The sequence below is a fragment of the Calditrichota bacterium genome (genome assembly GCA_013151735.1).
GTDB lineage: Bacteria > Zhuqueibacterota > JdFR-76 > JdFR-76 > BMS3Abin05 > BMS3Abin05.
Window position 1 is genome coordinate 1 of the sequence record JAADHR010000056.1, and the last position, 24,602, is coordinate 24,602.

At 46.6% G+C, this 24,602-nt stretch carries 25 protein-coding genes; 1 reads left to right on the plus strand and 24 read right to left on the minus strand.

The window, feature by feature from the left end:
- The 13 genes from GXO76_03700 to GXO76_03760 form a co-directional block, all read right to left on the minus strand.
- Positions 1–371 (minus strand): hypothetical protein (locus tag GXO76_03700; GenBank protein NOY76956.1); only part of this gene is annotated, 371 nt, incomplete at its 3' end.
- 11 nt (positions 372–382) lie between these two features.
- The gene (locus GXO76_03705) at positions 383–817 is read right to left on the minus strand and encodes a hypothetical protein (GenBank protein ID NOY76957.1); all 435 of its coding nucleotides are present in this window, start codon (positions 815–817) and stop codon (positions 383–385) included.
- A gap of 176 nt (positions 818–993) precedes the next feature.
- Positions 994–1,194: a cold-shock protein gene (locus GXO76_03710; GenBank protein NOY76958.1), complete on the minus strand. Its 201-nt coding sequence runs from the start codon at positions 1,192–1,194 to the stop codon at positions 994–996.
- A 227-nt stretch (positions 1,195–1,421) separates the two neighbouring features.
- A complete protein-coding gene (locus GXO76_03715; protein NOY76959.1) occupies positions 1,422–2,048 on the minus strand; it encodes a phosphatidate cytidylyltransferase in 627 nt (208 codons plus the stop codon).
- Positions 2,032–2,700 (minus strand): ribulose-phosphate 3-epimerase, encoded by a 669-nt coding sequence (locus tag GXO76_03720; GenBank protein NOY76960.1) that lies wholly within the window; start codon positions 2,698–2,700, stop codon positions 2,032–2,034. Before GXO76_03720 ends, GXO76_03715 begins: the two co-directional genes overlap by 17 nt.
- Entirely contained in the window at positions 2,696–3,454 is a 759-nt protein-coding gene (locus GXO76_03725) for a PASTA domain-containing protein (GenBank protein ID NOY76961.1), read from the minus strand. Before GXO76_03725 ends, GXO76_03720 begins: the two co-directional genes overlap by 5 nt.
- A 256-nt stretch (positions 3,455–3,710) precedes the next feature.
- Positions 3,711–5,066: a 16S rRNA (cytosine(967)-C(5))-methyltransferase RsmB gene (gene rsmB, locus GXO76_03730; protein NOY76962.1), complete on the minus strand. Its 1,356-nt coding sequence runs from the start codon at positions 5,064–5,066 to the stop codon at positions 3,711–3,713.
- Between the two features lie 53 nt (positions 5,067–5,119).
- Entirely contained in the window at positions 5,120–6,085 is a 966-nt protein-coding gene (locus GXO76_03735; protein NOY76963.1) for a methionyl-tRNA formyltransferase, read from the minus strand.
- A 90-nt stretch (positions 6,086–6,175) separates the two neighbouring features.
- Positions 6,176–6,430: a preprotein translocase subunit YajC gene (yajC, locus tag GXO76_03740; protein ID NOY76964.1), complete on the minus strand. Its 255-nt coding sequence runs from the start codon at positions 6,428–6,430 to the stop codon at positions 6,176–6,178.
- A 50-nt stretch (positions 6,431–6,480) separates the two neighbouring features.
- Positions 6,481–7,650 carry a tRNA guanosine(34) transglycosylase Tgt gene (gene tgt / locus GXO76_03745; GenBank protein ID NOY76965.1) on the minus strand — a complete coding sequence of 390 codons (1,170 nt, stop codon included), beginning with the start codon at positions 7,648–7,650 and terminating at the stop codon, positions 6,481–6,483.
- A gap of 15 nt (positions 7,651–7,665) precedes the next feature.
- Positions 7,666–9,042: a DNA repair protein RadA gene (gene radA, locus GXO76_03750; GenBank protein NOY76966.1), complete on the minus strand. Its 1,377-nt coding sequence runs from the start codon at positions 9,040–9,042 to the stop codon at positions 7,666–7,668.
- A complete protein-coding gene (locus GXO76_03755) occupies positions 9,043–9,834 on the minus strand; it encodes an ABC transporter ATP-binding protein (protein ID NOY76967.1) in 792 nt (263 codons plus the stop codon).
- Between the two features lie 23 nt (positions 9,835–9,857).
- Positions 9,858–10,637 carry an ABC transporter permease gene (locus GXO76_03760; GenBank protein NOY76968.1) on the minus strand — a complete coding sequence of 260 codons (780 nt, stop codon included), beginning with the start codon at positions 10,635–10,637 and terminating at the stop codon, positions 9,858–9,860.
- Positions 10,638–10,922: 285 nt separating this feature from the next.
- On the opposite strand from GXO76_03760, the gene GXO76_03765 reads away from it, so the two are divergent.
- Positions 10,923–11,180 (plus strand): hypothetical protein, encoded by a 258-nt coding sequence (locus GXO76_03765; protein ID NOY76969.1) that lies wholly within the window; start codon positions 10,923–10,925, stop codon positions 11,178–11,180.
- Between the two features lie 42 nt (positions 11,181–11,222).
- Here GXO76_03765 and ccsB read toward each other — a convergent pair whose 3' ends face one another.
- The 11 genes from ccsB to GXO76_03820 form a co-directional block, all read right to left on the minus strand.
- Complete coding sequence (ccsB, locus tag GXO76_03770) at positions 11,223–12,041, minus strand: c-type cytochrome biogenesis protein CcsB (GenBank protein ID NOY76970.1); 819 nt, start codon at positions 12,039–12,041, stop codon at positions 11,223–11,225.
- 18 nt (positions 12,042–12,059) lie between these two features.
- Positions 12,060–13,451 carry a cytochrome c biogenesis protein ResB gene (locus GXO76_03775; GenBank protein NOY76971.1) on the minus strand — a complete coding sequence of 464 codons (1,392 nt, stop codon included), beginning with the start codon at positions 13,449–13,451 and terminating at the stop codon, positions 12,060–12,062.
- Positions 13,452–13,696: 245 nt separating this feature from the next.
- Complete coding sequence (locus tag GXO76_03780) at positions 13,697–15,004, minus strand: citrate (Si)-synthase (protein NOY76972.1); 1,308 nt, start codon at positions 15,002–15,004, stop codon at positions 13,697–13,699.
- Between the two features lie 87 nt (positions 15,005–15,091).
- Entirely contained in the window at positions 15,092–16,285 is a 1,194-nt protein-coding gene (locus GXO76_03785) for an aminotransferase class I/II-fold pyridoxal phosphate-dependent enzyme (GenBank protein NOY76973.1), read from the minus strand.
- Between the two features lie 33 nt (positions 16,286–16,318).
- Entirely contained in the window at positions 16,319–17,143 is an 825-nt protein-coding gene (locus tag GXO76_03790) for an ABC transporter ATP-binding protein (protein ID NOY76974.1), read from the minus strand.
- Entirely contained in the window at positions 17,121–18,581 is a 1,461-nt protein-coding gene (locus tag GXO76_03795) for a hypothetical protein (GenBank protein ID NOY76975.1), read from the minus strand. Before GXO76_03795 ends, GXO76_03790 begins: the two co-directional genes overlap by 23 nt.
- Before the next feature lie 139 nt (positions 18,582–18,720).
- On the minus strand, positions 18,721–19,548 hold the full coding sequence (locus tag GXO76_03800) for a phosphatidate cytidylyltransferase (GenBank protein NOY76976.1): 828 nt from the start codon (positions 19,546–19,548) through the stop codon (positions 18,721–18,723).
- Positions 19,549–19,575: 27 nt separating this feature from the next.
- Positions 19,576–20,511: a dihydroorotate dehydrogenase gene (locus tag GXO76_03805; GenBank protein ID NOY76977.1), complete on the minus strand. Its 936-nt coding sequence runs from the start codon at positions 20,509–20,511 to the stop codon at positions 19,576–19,578.
- Positions 20,511–21,326, minus strand: coding sequence for a dihydroorotate dehydrogenase electron transfer subunit (locus tag GXO76_03810; protein ID NOY76978.1), 816 nt, complete (start codon positions 21,324–21,326; stop codon positions 20,511–20,513). Before GXO76_03810 ends, GXO76_03805 begins: the two co-directional genes overlap by 1 nt.
- Entirely contained in the window at positions 21,327–23,582 is a 2,256-nt protein-coding gene (locus GXO76_03815; GenBank protein ID NOY76979.1) for a tetratricopeptide repeat protein, read from the minus strand.
- A gap of 247 nt (positions 23,583–23,829) precedes the next feature.
- On the minus strand, positions 23,830–24,570 hold the full coding sequence (locus GXO76_03820; GenBank protein NOY76980.1) for an NAD-dependent deacylase: 741 nt from the start codon (positions 24,568–24,570) through the stop codon (positions 23,830–23,832).
- Positions 24,571–24,602: the final 32 nt, after the last annotated feature.

Below are 24,602 nucleotides of genomic sequence, written 5' to 3' on the forward strand. Positions count from 1 at the left end.
ACAGCCACGTGACGATGCGATACGTGGGCACTTTGTTTCCGCCAGTCGATGATTTGAGAGGCCGCAATCGGAAGCGCCCGATACCCCATTTCCTGAATTTTGTTCGTAAGATGAAAGGCAATCCGGTCTAATTGGGCATTCGCCTGCTTATAATGCCATTTGTACAACAGGGTCGGATGATCATCCAGGCTGTCAAATACCGCTCTGGAAAGACGAATAGCAATGGACAGGGCATACGGCCAGTTTTGCCATTCGGTTGGGGAAAGATTAAAGATCTGCTTAAGGGAATCATCTACGCGGGCCACGCCGATTTTGGCAGCCCCCTCGCTCTCCACAAATCGCTTAATTTCTTCAAAATTCTTCTGTTTCATCCGGAATCCAGCTATTCTGACAACACCTTCTCTGTAAGAGAAAGTGCTACACCCGATAAAACCACTTCCGGACCCAATCGAGTAAAATCACCGGAAAGAACTTGCCTGTCCACATTAGCATACATCGAACAAGAGGCACCGCTTTCAATAATCAGCCCCGAAATCTTCTCGGGTGACTCCGAAACAAAGGTTACTTCACCCAATGATTCACTGACAACGTACGCCGTACAAAAATGTAATTGAAGATGGGAATCCTGTGTGTAAACGGAGATTAAATTCCCGTTTCGGGATCCAATGGGAATATTGGAATAAATCTCTACAGAAAGTTTCCGATTCTCTTCCGGATCAGCCACAATCATCCGCCAGGAATTTCCGGATTGATGGGCCGTTGTTTTCAGAACAGAAGCTATTTTTTGGATGTCAGAATCTTTAAATGAAAAATCCATCAGACTCTCCCGGTTTTTTTCGCCTTGTGCCGCGGGTACGACATTCTTTTCTCTTTAAAATATGCATGTTTTGGACGTAAATTTCAACACTTATTTTTGCAAATAAAAAACCCCGATTGAAAAATCGGGGTTGGTGCTAAATGTGTAGGTTCGTGATCAAGAATGATCGCCCCCCTTTATACTTTAACAACCCGAGACGCCTGAAGTCCTTTTTCGCCCTGTACGGCCTCAAATTCTACCTCATCACCTTCTGCCAGGGAACGATAGCCATCGCCCTCAATTGACGTGTAATGCACGAAGACATCTGGTCCATCTTCCTGTTCAATGAATCCATAACCTTTGTTTTCATTGAACCATTTTACTTTACCGTGAGTCATTAAAAAACCTCCTTAATAATACTAAAAACCGCCTGTGAAAAATCCAGTGAATTAAAAATTGATCTTCCACAAGACGTACGAAATAATACGTATTGAATGTAATGATTAGTTCAGTGATTGTCAAGAAAAATTTTAAAAATTTAATATTTTTTTATATTTTTTAGCCAATTAGATGAAATTTTTACTCCTTTCAGGCAATATCACGGGGCAATCCGGTAAAAAGGTTCCTAAGAAACGGCTTTTAAGAGAACCAGAAATAATCCGCTGCCAATGGGAACAGTAAGATTGTCATTCAGCGGAAAAACACCCCACTCAAGAACAGTTCCTGCCAGTGCTCCTGCCGCGGCCAGTGGTCCCGACCAATGAAGCATAATTCGGGCTATTAAAAATGCCGATAAAAAAAATGCCAAACTGCCTTCCAACGTTTTATTCGATCGAATCCGTATCCGGCCCACTCCTTTGCCCACCCAGGCCGCCAGGGCGTCAGATACAATAAGCATACTAATTGCAAATATGGCAATGTCTTTGGGATAAATCAGAATGGTAATCAGCGCACCAACAATCCAATACGTGGCTCCCGTAATGGATGCGTGTTCTTCAGGCCGAAGCAAAAAACCGAGATGACGATTAAAGAGTTTTTGGAAGGTTTGATTCCGAAATCGCAGAATTTCCACCACGACAGCCACCAGCAACGCTGCGGAAAGAAGAAAAACACTCCAAAATTCCGGAAAGTACCAATAGGCTACGGGAATGAGAAGCCCCGTAACGTGGATGGTTTTTCGCAGGGTTTCTCTCCAAAAGGATTTATTTTCCTGAAAATTCTGATCGGACGCCACGTCAGATCCTGCGTTCATGGACTCGTCCCCGGGCCAAAATCTCGCGCACCGCCCCGGGAATATCCTCTTTTTGAAAAATGGCTGATCCGGAAACCAGCACCGTTGCACCTGCTCGGGTTACCTGTTCTGCCGTCCGGGCATCAATTCCGCCGTCTATTTCCAACTCAACGGGCTGAGGCAGGGTCTCAAGCAGCCGTGCCGCCCGCTCTATTTTTGAAAGCATGGTCTCGATGAATGCCTGTCCGCCAAATCCGGGATTAACGGTCATAATGAGCAAAAGATCAATGTCGGGAAGAATTTCCTCAACCATCTCCAGCGGGGTGGCCGGATTTAACGCCACGCCAGCCTTCATTCCAAGATGTTTTATTCGCTGAATAGTTCGGTGCAGGTGTGTGCAGGCCTCCTGGTGAACGGTCAAAATATTCACACCTGCCTTCTTAAAATCTTCGAGATAGCGATCCGGATCCGTAATCATTAAGTGGGCATCAAAGGGGAGGGTTGTCTCCTTTCGAAGATTTCGGATGACCACCGGCCCGAATGAAATATTCGGGACAAAATGACCGTCCATCACATCCAGATGAATGAAATCGGCTCCGGCATTTTCCACCAGCCTGATTTGCTCGGCGAGATGAGCAAAATCCGCCGACAAAATCGACGGCGCGATTTTAATTTTCCGGGGATGCAGAATGGCCTCCTTCCGAATCAAATTCACTTACCACCAAATCAATGGCCTGCCCCATCTCAACTTCGGTTCCCGCCGGTACCGATTGGCGAATAACCGTGTCGGGCAGAAGCTCGTTATTGACTTCCTTCGAAACCACGCCCACTTTCAGGCCCGAATGCAGTAAAATGTAGGTTGCCTCTTTCAGGCTCTTGCCCACCAGATTGGGAACAATAAAGTGCTCCGGAATATCCCCGAGACTGACTGTAAAATCTACACTTTGCCCCACCTGAAGGGTATCGTTGGGTGCTACCGATTGACTCACCACAACGCCTTTTGGAAAATAGGTGGAAAATTCATAATTCTTCTTACCGACCTTCAAACCGAGTCTGCGGAGTTTCAATTCGGCATCCCGTTCAGATCCTCCGACAAGCTTCGGAACAGCCACGCGTCTTTCACCCTTGCTCACCGTCAGGTAAACACGTCGTCCTTTTTTGACAATCGATTCCGGAAAGGGATTTTGAAAGGTAACTGTTCCCTTGGGATATTTTGAGCTGTAGACTTCCTTATCCAATATTGCCTTAAAACCCTGCGTTTTTAACAGACTATCGGCTTTCGCAAAAGGCAGCCCAACAACCTGTGGCAAGACCACATCTTTACCGTGTTTGACATAAAGCGGCATGATGACCTGATCGCACGTAATCACAAAAACAATCAACCCGATAAAAGCAGCCGCTGACCAAAGAAATAGTTTTTTGATCATTGCTTTCTTCGATTTCTTTGCAATGTATGTTTCGTCTTCCACACGATCACCCTGTATTTAGGTTCAAATCACAATTCCGGCAAATTTAATCCAACACAATTGGTTACTTCACAGTCTCAGCCAGGAGCTGTATAGAAAGTTCTTTTTTTAGAAAAAATAAGTATTTGTCATTGCGAATCCGCCGCGGTTCCCGAGCCTGTCGAGGGACGCGGTGTGTCATCTGTTTCTTTCAAACGCACACTTGATTCGGATGAATCTAAATCCTTTTCAATCGCGCGACAAAGGATCCGTCGACCCCGTGGATATGGGGAAAGGTTTTGACCCATTTCCCGGAGTCCGTTACTTTTTCACCCACAAATGCGTCGGGAGGTTCCAGAACAAAATCTTTGTGATTTTCTAAAAATTTCTCAATCTGATGGTCATTTTCTTCGGGCTCAATCGTGCACGTGCTGTACACAAGGATGCCCCCTTTCTTGACCAACCTGGCAGCATTTTCCAGAAGACCCGACTGAAGGTCTGCCATTTCCCGAATATCCCGGGGTGTCCGCCGCCACTTAATCTCAGGCTTTTTGGCAATCACCCCCAGGCCCGAACAGGGCGCATCAACCAAAACACGATCCACAGGCTCTAAACTCAGTGTCAGGCCGTCTGCCACCAGGGATGTGATGCAATCCAAGCCCAGTCGTTTTGCGTTCTCCTCAACGACCTGCAGGCGGTGTGCGTACAAATCCACAGCAATGACCCGTCCCTGATTCCTCATCAATTCGGCAATGTGTGTGGTTTTTCCTCCGGGCGCTGAGCACATATCCAAAATAGTTTCCCCGGGCTGTGGATCCAATACGTGAGCCACAAGGCCGGCGCTTTCATCCTGAATGGAGAAATTACCCTCGTGATAAAAAGGGAATTTCTCGACCCAGCGGCTCTTGTGAACAAGCAAAAATTCCCGCAAGTAAAGGCCGAATTGGGGATGAAATCCTTCATCCTGCAAAATCTCAAAATAGTCTTCCGGGGTTATTTTCAACGTATTTACCCGCACAGACGTTGCGGGAGGACGATTCAGCGCTTCCAGAAGCGAGCGCGTAAACTCCACACCGTAGCGCTCCGTCCAACGGCGGACCATCCATTCCGGGAATGAAAACAGAACGGAAAGCGCCTGAACCGGATCTTCACGTTCATCCGGATAATCAATTTCGTCCACATTTCTCAGGACATTTCTGAGAACCCCGTTCACAAATCCCACCAACTTTTCCTGATGGCCCTGGCGGGTCAGTTTAATCGCTTCATTTACGATGGCATAATCAGGAATCTTGGTTAAGAACAATTTCTGGTACAGACTAATCTGCAGAATGGCATGAATGACATCCGGTAATTTGTCATATTGATTATGAACAAACTGCCGGAGAATCCAATCCAGGTACAAGTGCCAGCGTACCGTACCCTGTACCAATTCTGTTACAAACGGACGATCAATCGGCGGAACGCGGTTTTTTCGAAACTCCGAGTGAAGATACTTTGCAAGGAACGTTTTTCTTTTCCAGAACTGCACCAATGTCCAAACGGCCACCCAGCGACCTTTGGTTTGCTCACTGTCTTTTGAGTCTTGGGTAAACATTTATTTTGAGCTTTCACTTGATTCGCAAAGGCGATTGGCCTTATACCCGCAATTTAGGGTGGGCTTTTAGCAATGCGCAGCTGTTTCATACCCAGAACGGTTCCCGTTTGCAACGGATGTCCGCGCAAAAAATCGGCAGCCGGCAACCGTTTTTTCCCTGCCAATTGGAGCTCCAAAAGAGCCACCGCCCCTTTGCCCGCCGCTACAACAAGTCCGTTTTGCGCGCTGGTATCCACAACTTCTCCCGGAACAAAATGACCCGCTTCCACATCCGAAACAACCTTTGCCCGAAATATTTTTAGAAGCTTTCCTTCAAGATGGGTAAAGGCCCCGGGTGCCGGTGAAAGACCGCGAATCAGATTCACAATTTTTTCAGCCGGGAGACTCCAGTCAATTTCACAATCGTTTTTTTGGATTTTTGGCGCCCGGGTAGGAGTACCAACTTGCGGCCTCGGCTGCAATTTGCCTTTTTCCAGCAAATCCAGGGTACGAACAACTACCTGGGCTCCAAGGACCGACAACCGGTTGTGCAATTCCTCAGCCGTGTCGTCTGGCCGGATGGCTATTTTTTCCTGAAGAAGAATCGTCCCGGTGTCCACGTGTTCGTCAATAAAAAACGTTGTCACACCCGTTTCTGTTTCACCATTAATCAAAGCCCATTGGATCGGCGCAGCCCCCCGGTATTTCGGGAGCAGCGACGCGTGCAGATTAATGGTTCCGACCGGAGGAATTGTGAATACGTCCGGCGGCAAAATCCGAAAGGCCACCACCACAAAAACATCCGCTTTCCAATTTTGCAGCTGTTGCAAGAATTCGGGCTCTTTAAGGGATTCCGGCTGAAGAACCGGCAACCCCTCTTTCAGAGCAAACACTTTAACGGGCGGAGGCTCTACGCGAAGTCCTCGTCCTTTTGGTTTGTCTTCCCGGGTAACAACACCCACAACGTGATGTTTGCTTTTGAGAAGCGCCTGAAGCGTTGGGATTGCAAAATCAGGCGTTCCCATAAAAACAACTCGCACACATACCCTCGAATATTAGTGTATTCGCACCTTACGTAACCGCACCCTTTACGAGTGCGTGCGCAGGCGTAAAGCCTGCGGTTACCCATTTTAGCTTAACTTTTTGGCGACGGCTGCACGGGTAATTTCAATTTTCGTATTGTCCGAAATTTTCAAAATAATGGTATCATCGGCTTCCTTAAAACCCGAAATCGTTCCCACAATGCCGCCAATCGTGACCACCTTATCCCCCTTCTGCAGAGATTTCAGCATGGCCTGCACTTCCTTTTGTTTTTTCGATTGGGGCCGAATCATGAACAACCAGATCACGACAAAAATTAAAATAAAAGGCAACAAAGCCATCATCGTATTTCCCTGACTTTTCCCTGCCTGCAGTAGGATATTTAGTAGCACGTTTACTTCCTCCTCTTAATTGGTTTTTGATGTTGATTGACCTCGATTACGTGATAATTGGAATAGAATTCTTCGCGAAACTCTTTAAACTGTCCCCTGAGAATGGCCTTTCGGGCCCTGTGAACCAGGTCCAGATAAAAATGAATATTGTGGTATGTTGCCAACCGAAGCGCCAACACCTCTCCCACAGAAAACAAGTGCCGGATGTACGCCCTTGAAAAATTACGGCATGTGGCACACGAACACGTTTCATCAATCGGACGAAAATCGTCTTTGTACGTCGCATTCTTGATAACCAGCCGTCCTTCCCGGGTAAAAACCGTGCCATTCCGGGCATTTCGTGTGGGCATCACGCAGTCAAACATGTCGACACCTCGCGCAATCACTTCAACCAGATCCTCCGGTTTCCCCACACCCATTAAATAGCGGGGCTTGTTTTTGGGAATTTGTGCAGCCACAAATTCCGTAATTTCATATAATTCCGATTTAGGCTCTCCTACAGCAAGACCCCCAATAGCATATCCGTCAAAATCCAGGGCAAGCAGCTCTTCCAGATTCTCCTGCCGCAATTCCCGGTACGTACTGCCCTGATTAATGCCAAACTGAAATTGACGATATCCGTACAATGCCTGCGTTTTTTCAAACTGCTCTTTAGACCGTTTTGCCCATTCGACGGTTAATTCATGCGATTTTTTTGCATACTCGACTGTACACGGATAGGGCGTGCACTCGTCCAGCGCCATCATGATATCCGGACCAAGCTGTCTTTGAATATCCACAACACTTTCCGGAGTGAATAAATGTTTCGAGCCGTCCACATGCGATTGAAAGCGCACCCCTTCCGAACTCAGTTTGCGCAGGTCGGATAAACTGAACACCTGGTATCCCCCGCTATCCGTTAGAATGGCCTTTGGCCAGCTTATGAACGGGTGCAGCCCACCGGCTTTCCGAATTAAATCCCCCCCGGGGCGCAGATACAAATGGTACGTATTCCCCAGAATAATTTGGGCCTTATTTTCGAGAAGCTCCTGCGGCGATTGTGTTTTAACGGTTCCCTGGGTTCCGACAGGCATAAAAACAGGTGTTTCCACATCGCCGTGATCGGTATGCAGGACACCCGCCCGTGCGCCCGTTTTCGGATCTTCTGCAATTAATTCAAAAAAGGGTTTCAAAACTCCCCATTCCTTTTATTCCAACGCGGCTTCAAGAGCCTCTCGAATTGTTTTGATCTCAATTAAATCAATGCCTGGTTTCCGTGAAATGGCCTCCTGCGATTTTTTGGGAACAAGAATCTTTTCAAATCCCAGCCGTTCGGCCTCCAAAACCCGGCGGTCAATTTGCGAAACCGACCGGATGTCCCCTCCCAATCCGACTTCCCCAACCAGAACGGCTTTGGGATGAACCACCCGATTGCGAAAACCGGAGGCAATGGCAAGAGCCACGGCCAGGTCCGCAGCCGGTTCATCCAGACGCAATCCGCCTGCCACCTTCACAAAGACATCAAACGACCCGATTCGAAGTCCGGCTCGCTTTTCCAAAACCGCCAAAAGAAGCGACAATCTCCGATGATCGATTCCCGCTGCTGTTCTCTGGGGCATGCCAAAACCCGACTGAGACGTGAGAGCCTGAATTTCCACTAAAATAGGCCGGGTTCCCTCGATCGTGCAGGTTACCGCCAATCCGGACAGGTTTTCCCGGTCGGTTGACAAAAAGAGTTCGGAGGGATTGGACACATCCCGAAGCCCGTTTTCCCGAACCTCAAACACCCCCAATTCGTTGGTCGATCCAAACCGATTCTTGACGGTTCGAAGAATCCGATACTGGTACTGCCGGTCGCCTTCGAGATAGAGCAGCGCATCCACCATGTGTTCCAGCACCCGCGGCCCGGCAATGGCGCCTTCCTTTGTGACGTGCCCCACGAGGATAATGGGGATGCCTGTGGTTTTGGCCAATTGCATCAGACGAAGCGCACATTCCCGCACCTGACTCACACTGCCCGGGGCACTTTCAAATTCCGGATTGTAAATGGTCTGGATTGAATCGACCACCACTATTTCCGGCTGTAGTGACTCGATGGTCTCCAAAACAGCGGACAGATCAATCTCCGAGTACAAAAACAGATTGTCGCTTTTTAGTCCAAGCCGGTCAGCCCGCATGCGTGTTTGCTGAACGGACTCCTCTCCTGAAACGTAGAGAGTTTTCAGACCTGAATTTGCAAATTCAGCCATTCTCTGCAAGAGCAGTGTCGACTTTCCTATTCCCGGATCGCCGCTGAGCAGGATAATTGAACCGGGGACGATGCCGCCGCCAAGAGCCCGGTTGAATTCCTCGCTTCCCGATAAAAGTCGGGGCCTTTTTTCCAGAGAAATTTCCGACAGAAGAACCGGGCGGGATTGTTCAAATCCCCTGTATCTTTGAGAAACGGCAGGCCTTGTCTGTTTTTCCTCCACAAAGCTGTTCCAGGCCCCGCAAGCCGGACACCGCCCAAGCCACCGGGGGGAATCGTAACCGCACTCCTGGCACACAAAACGGGTCTTTTCTTTTTTCTTCTTTTGAGCAGCCATTTAGAACAGCTTCTCTTCTTCCTCGCGGCGCGTGTAAATAATTTCCCGATTAATCTTGATCGGCCCTTCCGCTTTTCCCTCAATAAATTGCCTGACAACGGGATCGTCCGTCTGCCGGAGCTCTTCCGGTGTACCGTCGAATAAAACCACCCCGCGCTGAATCATGGCTACCCGATCGGCAATTTTGTAAACACTTTTCATATCGTGCGTCACCACAATGGATGTGATCCCCAAATTCTTGTTGAACCCAATGACGACATTGTCAATCACATCCGACATAATGGGATCCAAACCGGTGGTCGGTTCGTCGTAAAGAACGATTTCGGGCTCCATCATAAGCGCACGCGCCAGCCCCACGCGCTTTTTCATTCCCCCGGAAAGCTCCGCGGGTTTTAGATTTTCTATTCCCGGAAGACCCACCATACTTAATTTTTCGCGAACCCGCTTTTGAATGACATCGTAAGAGAGGTCCGAATGTTCAATCAGCGGGAGCGCCATATTTTCTTCCACCGTCATGGAATCAAAAAGGGCCGCATTTTGAAAAAGCATTCCGAATTTACGCCGCATTTTGTAGATTTCTTCCTGATTCATGTGGGTGACTTCCTGTCCCTCTACAAAAATTTTCCCCGCATCCGGCTTTATAAGCCCCAGAATCAGTTTCAGCAGCACACTTTTCCCGCACCCGGACCGACCAATAATGACGGTAACCTTGCCCCGTTGAATGGAAAGATTGACATCCCGCAGAACGGGTTTGGAATCAAAGCTCTTTTTTAAATGTTCAATTTCGATCATCTGAAAATCACAAACACCGTTTATTAGAATAAAACCATCGCAATGATGTAATCGTTCATAAGAATCAGTGCCGAGGAAATGACAAATGCCTTAATGGTGGAGCGTCCCACCCCCTCGGCTCCGCCTGTGGTCTCAAATCCGATATAACAACCGGCAATGGCTGTGGTTGCTCCAAATACCAGAGCCTTCACCAAACCGCTTAACACATCATAAACAATAAAATATTCCTTTACCCCATTAAAAAAAACTTCCGTTGAAATGTGCAGCAACATATTACTGACCAAAAAGGCACCGATCAGGGCAATCAGATCAGAAAAAATGACCAGAATGGGCATCATCGTTGTGGACGCCAAAATCCGCGGCATGGCCAAAAAGCGAATGGGATCGATCGCAAGTGTTTCCAGCGCATCAATTTGCTCGGTCACCTTCATCGAGCCCAATTCGGCTGCAATGGAAGCACCCACCCGACCGGCCAAAACAAGTGCCGTCAGTACCGGCCCCAATTCAATAAAAATAGCCTTGGCGGTAGCCGGCCCCACGAAAGAGAGCGGCAGATATCCCTTAAACTGGTACGCGGCCTGCCATGCCGAAACGGCCCCCGTAAAAATGCCAACCGTAATAACCAGCGGTAAAGATCGCACGCCAATTTCATACATTTGCTCAAATACAAGGTGCCGGTCCTTAACCACATACGAAAGAGCCCGCATGGATTTGACGAAGAGAATAAAGGCCGTTCCGGATTCGGAAACAAATGTGAGTGATTTTTTACCGATAAAACGCAAGAAAAAATACAGTACGCGCATGAATGTGTCCGAAATGCTTTTCTCTTGATTTTTGTCCCAAAACATGCTATACTAAAATGAAATTATTTCAGCCGTCAAAAAACAGATCCAAACTTGTTTAATGGATTCCCGTTTCTTCCCTGTTTTTTTGGAAATATCGGGGAATAATATCTTAAAAACATAATACATATTCAATAAAAATACAACAAAAAAGCGAATGAAATCTTGAAAAATGTGTATTTAAATACGGGCGCCGCACTCTTTTGGGTGGTTCTGATGGTCATTCCTTTCTCGTGGGGATGTCAAATGCAGTCCAAGACTCCCAAACCACCGTTTTCTCTGGACTCCCTGGCAACCGTATACGCACAGGCCAAATTAAGCGAAACGGCCGCTGTCCCCGACAGTCTGAAACAGGAATCTTTGATCCTCCTGTTTAAAACCCACTCCATTACAAATGACTCCCTTCAAAAGATATTGGCCTATTTTCGGAAATCACCGGAGGCCTGGGTTCTTTTCTACCAGAAGGTTGAAACGCTTACGAAACGACAAAAAAAATCCCGCTGATTGAAACAATCGCGGGATTTCAGAGAATCTATTTTTGGGAGACTAAACGTAGGCATGCATACCGCCTACCACTAAATTTCCAAAGAAGGATGCCAGTGCCATTAAAAATCCAATAATGGACATCCAGGCGGCCTTGTTGCCGCGCCACCCTCTCTGGTAACGCGCATGCAGGTAAACCGTATAAAAGAGCCAGATGATCAGTGCACCGGTCTCTTTTGGATCCCAGCTCCAGAAATTTCCCCAGGCATTGTATGCCCAGATGGCCCCGGCAAAAAGCGCTCCCACCGTAAATAGAGGATAGCCGATACTAATGGCTTTGTAATTGATATCATCCAGAAGCTCCAGACTGGGAAGAGATTTGATGTTGGGATTGTCCCCCATTTTTTGTCGAAGCAAATACATGATACTGACACCAAAGGCCACAGCAAATGCCCCTTCTGCCAAAACCGCCATCGATACGTGAATCTCAAACCAGTAACTCTGCAAAGCGGGCATTAATTGCTGTGAAATTTCCTTGGGCATAATTGAAGCCGCCGCCATTAACATGACCGGAATCGGAGAAACAAATGAACCGATAATCGGCTTTCTGTACTTCCAGAGAAAAATCAAAAAAAGCAGCACCGCCATCCAGGCCATGGAAGACATGTATTCGTACATATTGGAAAAGGGAGAGTGCTTCGCCTGTACCCAACGAATGGTCAGGGCAATTGTATGAAAAATGAAGCCTGCAACCATTGCAGAAATAGCCGTCGTCGTAATGACTTTATTTTTGAATGCCAGATACAGCGTAAAGGACAAAAATCCCAAAAGATAAAGAATGAAAGAGATCCAAAAATACATCACATCGCCAGGCTGCTGCATAACGACTCCTTTAACTTTTTATGAAATATGTTTGATTTCTTTTACAATTTCATCCATTTCGCGCCGGAAATCCCGCCTGCCTTTTGCCGAAGCTCCACCGATGAGCAATTTGACCCTTCCATTTTTGGCCGATTCCAACAGTATCCAATAGCGTTTATGGTACATATAGAAGGATAGGATAATGCCCAGGGTCATCATGGCGATCCCGAATAGAATAAGGCCGGCTCCGGGATTTGTTGTCACTTCCAAACCGGTCATATAAGCCCCTCTGAATGAGACCAGGTGGGTTTTAAATTTCGCATTCGCCAACTTGTGCAAATCCGGAAAATAGAGAAAGAGCCATTCCTTGTACAGGAGTGAATCACCTTTAAAAACAGAAATTTCCACGGCCGGATTTCGCGGTTGGGCCGAGGCCGAATACACCTTATTATTCTCAAGGCGGAAATCAGCAACAAAATCCGTTGCCTCTATCGAATAGGGTGTGCCCTTCAGTTTCACTCGTTCTTTAAAGGGAATCGTCACTGTGGTATCCTCTTTTCCATCCAGCGAAACAATCTTTAGTTTCGCCGACTCAATGGCCCGGGCATTCAGAGAATAGGAACTCTGATAGAAATTAAATCCCTTGTACCGCAACGGTCGATTTACTTCAATCTTTTTGGTCAGAACATCCTTCCCGTTTTCAACAACCGTTAACGTGGCCAGGTAATCCTTGATCTGCCCCTTGGGATTGGTAATAATCTTAAAATCATCCACTCTGACCCAAAAATGCGAACCCGGTGCCTGAATGAAGTCTCCCTTTCCGCCCCATTTGTAAACGGAATATCCAAATTTGGACGTGATAACACCCCCAACCAAAAGAATCAGCAATCCCAAGTGAATCAGGATAAACCCAAACCGTGAAAATCCCCCCCGTGTGGCAAAAGCGGCCACGTGGCCATCTTCTTTCGATGTGTAGAATTTAAAAAATCGCTTTTTAAAAATCGAGCGAATATTGGAAAGAATCTTTTCCGAATCTCCTTTGAGCTCAAGATTGGTTTTCAGATTGACATTCCTGAAATCATCGGAAGTTTTCCGAAAACTTTTTGAGACCGCCTGATGAATGTAATATTTAAAACGGGAGAACGTGCAAATAACGATATTGGCAGCAAGAAGAACAAGAAAAAATTGGTAAATATAGGAGTGAAAGGGATTGAAAACACCAATGGCTTTCATGATATGGAACATCCCTTCGCCAAATCGTTTGGCGTAATAAACATCCCAATTCGGAAAGCGTGTGTTAAGGAGTTCCCCCAGAACCAGGGAAATAATCGATAAAACCCCCAAAATAATCAATAAGAAAATTGCTAATTTAAATGATCGAAAAAGGTCCCAAACCCCTGCCCAAATACTTCGCTCTTTTTTCTTTGTCATAAGTCAGTTAAACTCAGCCGTTTCTATTTTTAATTTATCAGAAGTTAGATCTACTCAGAATTTGAGATTGTTTAGCAAATCCACCGCCATAAATTGGGTAGATTTAATTTTCAATTAATATAATGATATTATCCTAAAATGACAACATTTTTTCGGGGATAAAAACAAAAATAATAACCATTTTCATAAAAATTAACACTTTAAAATCCAAAGGGGAGAGATGAAATCTCTCCCCTTGTTTGCCATTATTTTTTGATGCCGGCCGCTTCTTCCAGCATGTCCGTTGTGACAGATTTTGGACGTTCGATGGGGTATCCCAATGCCCGATCCCAGACAATGTTTGACAAAACGCCGATCGCACGTCCCACACCAAACAGAACGGTGTAGTAGTCGTATTCCTTCAATCCATAGTGCCATTGAATAACACCGGACTGTGCATCGACATTCGGCCACGGGTTTTTGGCTTTGCCCTGTTCTTTCAAGATCGGCGGAACCACCTTGTAAAGCATATCCACATATTTGAATATCGGATCGTCGGGCAGATGCTTGAGGCAGAATTCGCGCTGTGCCTGATAGCGTGGATCGGTTTTCCGCAAAACAGCATGACCAAAACCGGGAATCACCTGTCCCGAATTCAGGGTATCCCAGACGAATTTCTTCATTTCTTCTTCGGTGGGTTCTTTTCCACCCATTTTCTCCATAACACCCTGAATCCAGCGAAGAACCTCCTGGTTGGCCAGACCATGCAACGGACCCGCCAGACCATCCAACATTCCGGAAATAGCATAGTAGGGATCGGAAAGGGCGCTGGCAATCAGGTGGCCGGTATGCGCACTGACATTGCCGCTTTCATGGTCGCTGTGCAAGATAAAATACAAACGGGCCACATCATCATAAGGCTTGTCAATTCCCATCATGTGGGCAAAATTTCCTCCGAAATCCAGGGCGGGATCCGGGGGAATAATTGTGTCACCCCGGTATTTCATCCGATAGATATAGGCGGCAATTTGTGGCAGTTTGGCCAGCAAATTCAGCATATCTTCATAGGCCGGGTCCCAATAATCCATCTTGTTCATGCCTTCGGCGTAGCGTTTGGCAAAAACGGATTCCCGCTGCATGGCCAAAAGAGCCGCCGAAAACATCGTCATCGGGTGGGTGTCCCGCGGCATCGCCCGAAGAACGTCAAAAACATATTGAGGGACATGCTGGCGTTCTTTAAATTCGTCGGCAACCTCTTTTACCTCTTTTTCTGTCGGAATGTCGCCCGTTAAGAGAAGGTAAACATGTCCTTCCACGTAGGGCATCTCACCATTGGGTACCTTGGGCAGCTTTTCCAAAACTTCGGGAATCGTGTATCCGCGAAATCGAATTCCTTCCATGGGATCTAAATAGGAAATGTCCGTAACCAGGCATTTTACGCCCCGCATTCCGCCAATGGCCTGTCCGATGGTTACATCGCTCAGATGAACATCACCAAACTCTTTAACAAGCCGTGTAGTTCTTGGCCGATGCGCCTGGATCTTTTCAAACAACTTTTCCTTTAACGCACTCATTTTGACCTCCTTATTCTTTAATGTTAGGTAAACACTTATCCTTACCTTTAGTTGTGGCTCCAACAGAGCCTGTTACTTAATAGAAACCTACACCTTTTTTAATGCGCGAGATAAATCTTCAATAATATCTCCCACATCCTCCAACCCCACGGAGAGACGAACCATTCCTTCTGTAATGCCCACAGACGCCAGTTCTTCTGCGCTGTAGGTAGAATGGGTCATGGTGGCCGGATGTTCGATCAGCGAATCAACGTCTCCCAGGCTCACCGCAAGGGTCAGTAGTTTCACAGAATTCATCAGAGTTTCGCCGGCTTTTTTGCCGCCTTTTAATTCGAAAGTCACCATTCCCCCAAATCCATCCATCTGGCGGCAGGCTAATTCATGTTGTTCATGGGTACGCAGCCCCGGATACCACACGCGACTCACCTTCGGATGAAAACTCAAATACTGGGCCACCCGCATAGCATTCTCAGAGTGCCGCTCCATCCGCACCGGAAGCGTTTTGAGCCCCCGAAGCAAGAGCCAGGCATTGAACGGACTGATGGCCGCCCCAATATCCCGATTGATGACATTTCGTGCCCGATCAACAAAATCCTTCTTTCCCAAAATGACTCCCGCAATCGTATCTCCGTGGCCGCCGATATATTTGGTTGCACTGTGAACCACACAATCGGCGCCCAATTGCAGAGGTCGTTGATAATAGGGCGTAGCAAACGTGTTATCAACCATGAGGAATGCCTGGTGACGGTGTGCAAGAGCCGCAATTTTTGCAATATCAACTATCTGCAGTGTCGGATTTGAAGGGGTTTCTATATAAACCAGCTTTGCCCCTTGGCTCAGGTGCGTCTCAATCTCTTCCATACTCGATGGATCAATTGAGTGCACATGAATACCCAGAGCAGGCAGCGTCTCCTTAAAGAGAAGGTGAGTCCCTCCATATAATGTATTTCCGGCAATCATTTTGTCGCCTGCCTTTAGCACGGTTAAAATGGCCACGGTAATCGCCCCCATTCCCGAAGCCGTTGCAAGAGCCGCTTCGGCCCCTTCCAGAAAAGCAATTTCCCTTTCAAAAGCAGCCTGGGTGGGATTCCCCAAACGGGTGTACAGGTAGCCTTCCTTTCGACCTGCAAAAATATCGGCACCGTCCTGAGCACTCTTAAAGGCAAAGGTAGAACTCTGGTAAATTGGAAAGGACACGGCTCCGGTTTGGGGATCAACTCCCCCGGCCCCGTGCACACAAATGGTTGCAAAACTCATTTTTCGCAATTCGTTGGGGGTCATTCGGCCTCCTGTTTAAATAATTGCATTCAGATTTCAGGTTAGAACAGACAGCCTCTTGCTTAATTGAACCAATTTTTTCGTGTACATGTGCTGCGGATTTTCAATAAGTTCCCCTGTTTTTTGAATCTCGACGATCTTTCCATCATGAAGAACGCAACTTCGATCCGCTATTTCTCTCAAGATGGCCAGATCATGCGTGATAAACAGAATGGATAGTCCAAATGAGTCTCGAATGCCTGTTAGCAATTCGATAATTTCCCTTTGTACAGACGCATCCAGTGCGGAGGTCGGTTCATCTGCGATGAGCAGCTGCGGCTGCACAACCAAAAGCTCCGCCATGAGAAATCGCTGCTGTTGTCCCCCGGATAGTTGAAAGGGATATTTGTTTAAAAACGCTTCGTCATCCGACAAATACACCCGTTTAAGTGCGGAAGACACCATTTTGCGTTGAACCGCTTTTTGTCTGGAATGGAGACGTGCCAGGTCATAAATCTGGGTTCTCAATTTAAAAACAGGATTCAGGGAAGCCCCCGCATTTTGAGGCAGGTAGCTTATCCCTCTTCCCCAAACCGTTTCCATTTGTCGTTTTGATAACTGAAGCAAATCTCTCCCTTTGAACCGGATTTCTCCTTTTTCTGCATAAAGAGAATCTGGAAGAATCCCCAAAATGGATTTGGCCAGTGTAGTTTTGCCCACACTGGATTCACCCAGTACTCCGAAAATCTCACCGGCCGCCATATCGAAGGTTACATTATCTAAAATCGCACGTCCTTCCAAATCTTTAATGGTTAGCCCCTTTACTTGAAGGACAAGCTCAAATGGCGCAACCCTCTGGCTATTTTCTTCCGTCTGTTCCACGTTTCCATTCCCATCTGTAAAGATAGTAGTACGTACTTAATGGATGAAAATCCGGCTTTTTCAAACAATCCCGATAGGCAATCACCCGATCCGGAACATAAAGAAATAATACCGGCTGATCGCGGTAAATGACGGATTGGAGCCTCCACCAAAGTCCTTTTTCTTTTTCCGGATCGGAAATCTGTTCTACTGAATCAATTAACGCATCGACCTTTGGGTTTTTATAAAAGAATCGATTAAACCCATTCCAGATGGATTCCGAGTGCCAAAAGGATCTCAGTTCCAATTTACTGGAAACCCTCCAGGCCGACAACACGGCATCGTAGCTGCCTTCCCGAAAGCGATCGAGAAAAACAGACCAATCGTAAAACTGAATTTGGGCATCGACCCCGATTTTCTTAAACTGAGCCTGAAGAAGAACCGCCAAATCCCGACGCACCGGATTGCCGTAGTTGGTCATTAATTCAAATCGAAAGGGTTTCCCATTTTTTTCAAGCCAGCCATCCCCGTTCGAATCTTTCCAGCCCTCGGCATTCAAAAGGTGAAGGGCCTTCTGTGGGTCGTAAGGAAATGGCCGAATGGTATCGCAAAAGGCCCAGTTCTGGGGTAAAATTGGGCTGTTAAGGGGAATGGCATAATGACCAAAAACATTTCGCACAACCATGGGCCGGTTAATGGCCATAACCAAAGCGCGGCGAACGCGCGTCTTTCGAAACAGGGAATTCCGCTCGTTCCAGCCCAAAAAACCAAATGCCATATCCGGAAAACTGGCCACATGAATGGCCGGCCGTTTCTGAAGCCTTCCCACCTGGCGCACACTCACCCCCTCCAGGATATCAATTTCGCCATTTTGGATCTGTGACAATCGAATGGATTCATCAGCCACAATTTTAAACACCACCTTTTTGATTTTTGGAAATCCCTTTCGAAAATACAGCGGATTTGCCTCCAATTCAATGGCCTGCTGCCGCACCCAACGTTTAACCCGATATGGTCCATTCGTAACGGGATTCTGATTAAACGGGGTCGTTTTCCATTCACTCGGCGATAGGTTTTCCAGAACATGTTTGGGAAGAATAAGCCCCTCGTTCGCATCGGTTAATTGGTAAGGATAACTCCTTGAATAATAAAATATGACCGTGCTGTCATTGCGGGCCACCACGCTGTCAATTAAGCTCTTCTCCGATTGAAATATCCAGCCCAGTTCCGGGCATTTCTGTTTTTGAAACGTAAACACCACATCTTCAGCCGTCACCGGATAACCGTCACTCCAGAAAACATCCGACCGAAGCGTAAAGGTCACCTTTTTGTGGTCGGGGCTGAATGTCCACCGTCGGGCCAATTCCGGGGAAAAGGCATTGAGTTTCGGTTTTTCCTGAAGCAATCGAAGAAAAAGTTGTTCTTGAATATCCTGATCGATTGAGCTCGTGCTCAGCATGGGATTTAATGTGCGCGCATCTGCGGGAAGTCCGATGATGAGCCCATTGTGCTTTTCTTTTGTTGCACATCCAAAAAGAAATATGCCAAAGAACAAGACAAATAGCAAAAACGCTACAAATTTCCGATATTGAATTTTCTTAAAAAACAACATATTTCAGATAAAGATAAATTAAGGGGGAAATTAAAAACAACACATCAAAACGATCGAAAATGCCCCCGTGGCCGGGAATCAGATTGGAGGAATCCTTTACTCCCGCATCCCGTTTAAACATGGACTCCGTCAAATCGCTGTATTGGCCAAATATTCCGCAAATTGCTCCCACCCCCAGTGCCTCCACAATGGACAAGTGGGTTGGGAAAAAATGTGCGGCTAAAACCGGAATCAACAGCATCCCCAAAAAACCGCCAACCGCCCCTTCGATGGTCTTGTGGGGGCTGATTTTGGGCGCCAGTTTATGCCTGCCAACGGCATTTCCAACAAAATAGGCCACAGAATCTCCAAACCACACGGTCAGGAAAATCATTAAAATCCAGATTCCACCCGTATTGTAAGGAATGGCCAGATGAACAGGCAGTTCACGAATAGCTATAAAAAAACTTAAAAGTACAGCCAAATAGCCAATGCCCAAAACTGTAATCGATACATTGTAGTATTTGGATCCCCTGTTGCGGTAGAGCTCCAGCAGACTGACCACAATTACCGCAAGCGCCATCAGATAAAGCGTGTACGCATGATCAAAAAAATAAAAATCCCAGGTTATGAGTAATGCAAATAAATAGCCCGGGACAGGATTTGGAAAATCGCCTTTGCGCTCCGCCATTTCGTAAAACTCTTTCAGAGCAAAAAGCAATACAAAATCCAGAAAAATCAAAAAGGGCAGTTTTCCCCAATACGCCAGTGCCAAAATAACCGGACCACCGATTGCGGCAACGATTACGCGATACTTTAGTTGACCCAGTCCCAAAATAGGTTTCCTTTCATATTAGACCCGTTATCCGAACAATACCGCTCTTTCCTGAATTTCAAGCCTTCCGATCAGGTCCTTCACCGCTTCAATTCCTTGATCTTCACACAGGGTTTGAAGATCGTTTACAATTGTCTCGCTCACAGCCGGATCAATGAAATTGGCCGTTCCAATTTGAACGGCATGCGCACCTACCAGAAGAAATTCCAAAACATCCTCCGCGGAAAAGATTCCGCCAACTCCAATAATCGGCACGGTTACGCGCCGGGCAACCTCGAAAACCTTTGCCAGTGCAATGGATTTTAATGCCGGTCCTGAAAATCCCCCCGTAATCTTGCCCAGAATCGGTTTTCTTGTTTTCACATCAACAGCCATGCCAACCACTGTATTAATAGCCGATAAGATGTCGGCACCCCCATCGACGGCAGCCTGTGCCAGATCTCCAATGGAGGTCACATTGGGTGTCAGTTTAACGATTAACGGCCGCTTTGTGTGAAGGCGAATGTGCTGTGTCATGCGGAATACTTCCGCCGGATTTTTTCCGAACGTCAGTCCCCCCTCTTTTACATTCGGACATGACAGGTTGATCTCGTACGCATCAATGCCTTCTTCCTGATCCAGACGCGCAACCACGGCTGCATAATCTTCAACGGAATTTCCGGCAATATTTACAATGACCCGTGTTCGGGTTTTCCTGAGAAAGGGGAGTTTGTCTTTGACAAAGGCCTCCACTCCCACATTGGCCAATCCGATAGAATTAAGCATGCCACCCGGAACTTCCGTTACCCGAAGCGGGGGATTTCCTGCCCTCGGTTCCTTCGTAATGGATTTTGTAACCACTCCCCCCAGACGGGACAGATTCACAAAATCAGCGTATTCCTCCGCATAACCAAACGTACCCGAAGCCGTTAGGACGGGATTTTTCAGTTTCAATCCTGCCAGTGTAATCGACAGATCGACCATTACAAGAGCACCTCTCGATTTCTGAAAACGGGGCCGTCCCTGCAAACAAGCCTGTAATCCTCACCATCAAATGCCGGTACGGCGCAGCCCATGCAGGCCCCAATTCCGCACGCCATCCGCGTTTCAAGTGAAAATTGTCCGGTAAGATGATAAAAATCTACAATATTGCAAATTTCTTTGAGCATGGGCTCGGGGCCGCAGGCAAAAAGCTCGGTTCCGGATTGAACATTCCGATCTTTAATGAAGTCTTTAACCGCCTCCGTGACAAACCCCTTTCTGCCAAAACTTCCATCGTCCGTGGTTACCACAGGTGCAATATTCAATGCGGCCAGGTCCTCAAGGCAGCAAACATCGGCTTTGCTTTGAAACCCCTGAAAAAAATAAATCTCTTTGGGAAATAGTGATAATTCCCGCGCCAAGAACACCAGGGGCGCAAGTCCCACTCCGCCCCCTGCGAGAATAGCCGTTTCAACCGTTTCAATATCAAATCCTCTTCCCAGGGGCCCCAGCATATCAATCTGATCTCCCACCCTGAGCCGGCTCAGTAATTCTGTCCCCCGTCCCACCTGTTTGATTACCAATTCAATCCAGCCCTCTTCCGGATCGGCCAGATAGATGCTGAAAGGACGCCGTAGTAGGGGATCGTACGTTTGGCCCGGCCGTACATTAACAAATTGCCCCGGAGAGGCCTTCTCGGCAATGTCGTCAGCCAAAATTCGGATTTTGAAATAAGCTTCATTCAGCCAGGTTTGTTCAACAACCGGATATTGTCCGATAACAGGTTTGGGCGGTTTCAGAACCGGATCAGTTTTCATCTAAGGTTTTTCCTGTGCCGAATCAGGTTGTACGGTTTTTGTCTGTTTACCTACGGATTTTTTCCCGGTCGTTTTTTTGCCGGTTTTAATAAAAGAGTCCAGATTATTAATGGACGGTCTGTTTTCGGGGCCTTGTCCCAATGATGTATCAGGAGGCGTTTTCTTTTGAGAAGAATCAATCCTTGCAGAAACAGAAGATAACTCCTTTTTTGACTGATTCTTCTTTGTCGTGTCCAAGAGGGCTTTTTCAGCCGCCTGTATGGCTTTCAATTTTTTCTCGGCAACCACAGCAAACGGTGTTTTGGGAAAATTCTCTTTGAGTGTTTCATAGGCCTTCAACGCCTGATCTTTTGAAACGAGTTCGTTTTCATAAATCCAGGCTATTGCATATTGAGCTTTGGGAGCAAACACGGAATTCGGAAATTTCTGAATAACCTCTTGATATTTCCGGATGGCTTCTTTTGGCCGTTTCTGATCAAAGTTCAGTTTTTCCGCCTGTAAAAACAAGGCTTCTGCTTCCAGGTTTTGATCCTCAATCGGAGGCAGTCCCAAAATTTTGCGGGCCTCAACCGCATAGTCCGTTTTGGGATAATTTCTGACAATCTCCCGGTAGAGAGAATCCGACCGGGTCGTATCCTTTCGATCCTGCCGATAAATGTAAGCCATTGAAAAGAGGGCTTTGGGCACCCCGGGATCGTCCGGAAAATTGACTATCAAATTATTATATTCTTTCAGGGCTGAATCCGTCATTGAAAATTGAAAGTAATACAATTCGGCCAACTGAAAATCTTTTTGAACAAGCATTTTCTTTATTTCTTCAGGATCTTTTGGAATCTTAATGGAGCGTTCCATCGCTTTCAATTTTGCCTTTCTAACGGAATCCTCGCGTGCTTTTTTCTCCCGCAATTGTTGGGTAAAGAGACTGTCTTCATAGGATCCGCGTTCAATTCCTTTTAAAGCTCGAAGAGAATCTGCTTTAATCGAATCCCTTCGGGCCCGTATTCGAAGAGAATCCAGGCGTACGGAATCGATGCGGGCAGAATCCGCTTCAGATAAAATCAGCAAAGAATCGCTTTCGTCATATTCATTGTTTAATTTACGGACGTAGGCATCTTCCAGTGCCCAGATTATGTCTTCCAATTTATGCAATTTCTTGATCGATTCAATTTCTTTTTTCACATCTTTAATAAAATCTGCACGGGAGTATTCCTTTTCGGATTTTTGAAAATATTCCAGCGCCTGATCGAAATCCCTGTTTTTATTCAATTCATACAAACCCATTCTGTAATAGGCTTCTGCAGAAGCGGCTGTTCTGGGATAATTATCAATCACATTCTGAAATGCTTCCCGCGCATGTTTATAATCCTTCATTTCTTCCATGGTCAGCGCAGATTGCAGGTACACATTTCCAATTTCATAATTGGTCAATGTGAGTTTCAGCATTTGGCTGTAGACATCCAGTGCTTTTTCGTATTGGTGTAATTTGCGAAGACAAAATCCATACTTTAAATCTGCCTGATAACGCAATTCGACATCGGCTTTGTATTTTCGAACCCGTTTGAAAGCAGTAGCCGCTTTGGCATAATTCCCAAGCTGAAGGTAGCATTCCCCAATTCGAATTTGTGCCTGTGCGCGGATATCACGATTCTTGATTTTGTTGATGGTTTGTTCGTATTGTCCAACCGCCTGGGAGTACAGTTTCTGCTGAAAATACAAATCGCCCAATTCCAGACGGGCATCCGGGAAATATTTTTTATTCCTTTTATCCAGCAGCAGTTCGTTCAAAATATTTTCGGCTTCTGAATATTTCCCAAGCGCCACTTTTGTTTTTCCGAGCAGAAGTTTGGCCTTGGGAGCAAATTCGCTGTTGGGAAATGCCGTCAGAAGCTCATTGAATTTGCGTTGTGCCTTAATATATTCATGCTGATGGTAAAAGGATTCGCCAATGATCATCAGCGCGTCATCCACATATTTACTGTTTGGGTAAAGCTGCAGCACTTTGGATGCTTTTTCAATAGCCTTTCGGTATTCCGGAATAGTGGATGATCGGCGTTGGGTGCGCTGCCGCCGGGTTAATTTAACGGATGTCTGACTTTTCCGTAATTGTTTTTCCTGTCTGATACGTTTTTTTTCCGCTTCGGCGTAAAATTTTTTGGCGTTATAGAAGGTATTAAAATAGGCCCCGCACCCGGAAATGAGAACCACAATTATCAGAAAAATCCCATATAAACTAATTTTTTTACTTAATAAGGTCATTACAAGAAATTTTTCCTCACTATCTATTTTTTTCACACTAAAAAATCTGATCTGAAAGGCCTTTTCCCACAAATTTCACAAATTTTTACGAATGAATTTTGTTGAACTAAAATTTGCATTTTCCCGGCAGTTTGCAGCTTTTAGAGAGAGCTCCTTATTGATTGAAGCCGTCGGACCATTTTCTTTCTATTTAACCCCAACCGGTAAAAATGGTTCGCCCCAAAGCAACAGTATCTCCCAAAAAACTCTATTTCTCCAGTGCTTCAACAATCCGGGGCAGCAGGTCTCCTGTTTTTCCTCTCAAACTTACGTGCGCAAAATCGGTTACCGGCGTTTCTTCCACATTAATCTCTACCACAAACGCCCCCTGCCGAAATGCAATTTCCGGCAACGATGCCGCAGGATAAACAACAGCCGACGTTCCGAGTACCATAAAAACATCGCACGTTTCAGCCGCACGGTATGCCTTCTGAACGGCCGCCTCCGGGAGCATCTCTCCAAACCAGACCACATCGGGTCGAAGCATTCCTCCGCATTGGGGACATTTTGGAGCTCCAGCCGAAAAATCAAGCGTTTCGCTTTCCACAATCCGCCCGCACACAAGGCAGCGATTTCGAAGAATGTTTCCATGCAGCTCCACCACATTCCGGCTTCCGGCGCGCTGATGCAGATTGTCAACATTTTGCGTAATAACAACGAATGATGGAATCATTTCTTCCAACCGCACCAGGGCCAAATGTCCGGGATTGGGCTGAACCTCTTCGATAATTTTTCGGCGGTACGCGTACCACTCCCATACGAGCTTTGGATTCTGCATAAACGCATCAAAATTAGCCAATTCCTCCGGGCGAAACTTTTTCCACAACCCGTTTTCGCCGCGAAATGTGGGAACTCCGCTTTCCGCCGAGATACCAGCCCCGGTCAGTACCGCAACGGATTGGGCATGATGTAATTTTTCAATTAATTCTTCCGGAATCTGTGTATCCATCTCATTCTCAATTGATGCTTTGAATGACACAA

Bases quoted from the DNA above. Each gene is read 5' to 3' on its own strand.
- ccsB (NOY76970.1), bottom strand. From the start codon at position 12,041: ATGCAGCAGCCTGGCGATGTGATGTATTTTTGGATCTCTTTCATTCTT.
- GXO76_03705 (NOY76957.1), bottom strand. From the start codon at position 817: ATGGATTTTTCATTTAAAGATTCTGACATCCAAAAAATAGCTTCTGTT.
- GXO76_03780 (NOY76972.1), bottom strand. From the start codon at position 15,004: ATGAGTGCGTTAAAGGAAAAGTTGTTTGAAAAGATCCAGGCGCATCGG.
- GXO76_03775 (NOY76971.1), bottom strand. From the start codon at position 13,451: ATGACAAAGAAAAAAGAGCGAAGTATTTGGGCAGGGGTTTGGGACCTT.
- GXO76_03805 (NOY76977.1), bottom strand. From the start codon at position 20,511: ATGGTCGATCTGTCGATTACACTGGCAGGATTGAAACTGAAAAATCCC.
- GXO76_03785 (NOY76973.1), bottom strand. From the start codon at position 16,285: ATGACCCCCAACGAATTGCGAAAAATGAGTTTTGCAACCATTTGTGTG.
- rsmB (NOY76962.1), bottom strand. From the start codon at position 5,066: ATGTTTACCCAAGACTCAAAAGACAGTGAGCAAACCAAAGGTCGCTGG.
- GXO76_03815 (NOY76979.1), bottom strand. From the start codon at position 23,582: ATGACCTTATTAAGTAAAAAAATTAGTTTATATGGGATTTTTCTGATA.
- GXO76_03795 (NOY76975.1), bottom strand. From the start codon at position 18,581: ATGCTGAGCACGAGCTCAATCGATCAGGATATTCAAGAACAACTTTTT.
- GXO76_03810 (NOY76978.1), bottom strand. From the start codon at position 21,326: ATGAAAACTGATCCGGTTCTGAAACCGCCCAAACCTGTTATCGGACAA.
- GXO76_03715 (NOY76959.1), bottom strand. From the start codon at position 2,048: ATGAACGCAGGATCTGACGTGGCGTCCGATCAGAATTTTCAGGAAAAT.
- yajC (NOY76964.1), bottom strand. From the start codon at position 6,430: ATGATGGCTTTGTTGCCTTTTATTTTAATTTTTGTCGTGATCTGGTTG.
- radA (NOY76966.1), bottom strand. From the start codon at position 9,042: ATGGCTGCTCAAAAGAAGAAAAAAGAAAAGACCCGTTTTGTGTGCCAG.
- GXO76_03755 (NOY76967.1), bottom strand. From the start codon at position 9,834: ATGATCGAAATTGAACATTTAAAAAAGAGCTTTGATTCCAAACCCGTT.
- GXO76_03820 (NOY76980.1), bottom strand. From the start codon at position 24,570: ATGGATACACAGATTCCGGAAGAATTAATTGAAAAATTACATCATGCC.
- GXO76_03710 (NOY76958.1), bottom strand. From the start codon at position 1,194: ATGACTCACGGTAAAGTAAAATGGTTCAATGAAAACAAAGGTTATGGA.
- GXO76_03765 (NOY76969.1), top strand. From the start codon at position 10,923: ATGCAGTCCAAGACTCCCAAACCACCGTTTTCTCTGGACTCCCTGGCA.
- GXO76_03725 (NOY76961.1), bottom strand. From the start codon at position 3,454: ATGATCAAAAAACTATTTCTTTGGTCAGCGGCTGCTTTTATCGGGTTG.
- GXO76_03760 (NOY76968.1), bottom strand. From the start codon at position 10,637: ATGCGCGTACTGTATTTTTTCTTGCGTTTTATCGGTAAAAAATCACTC.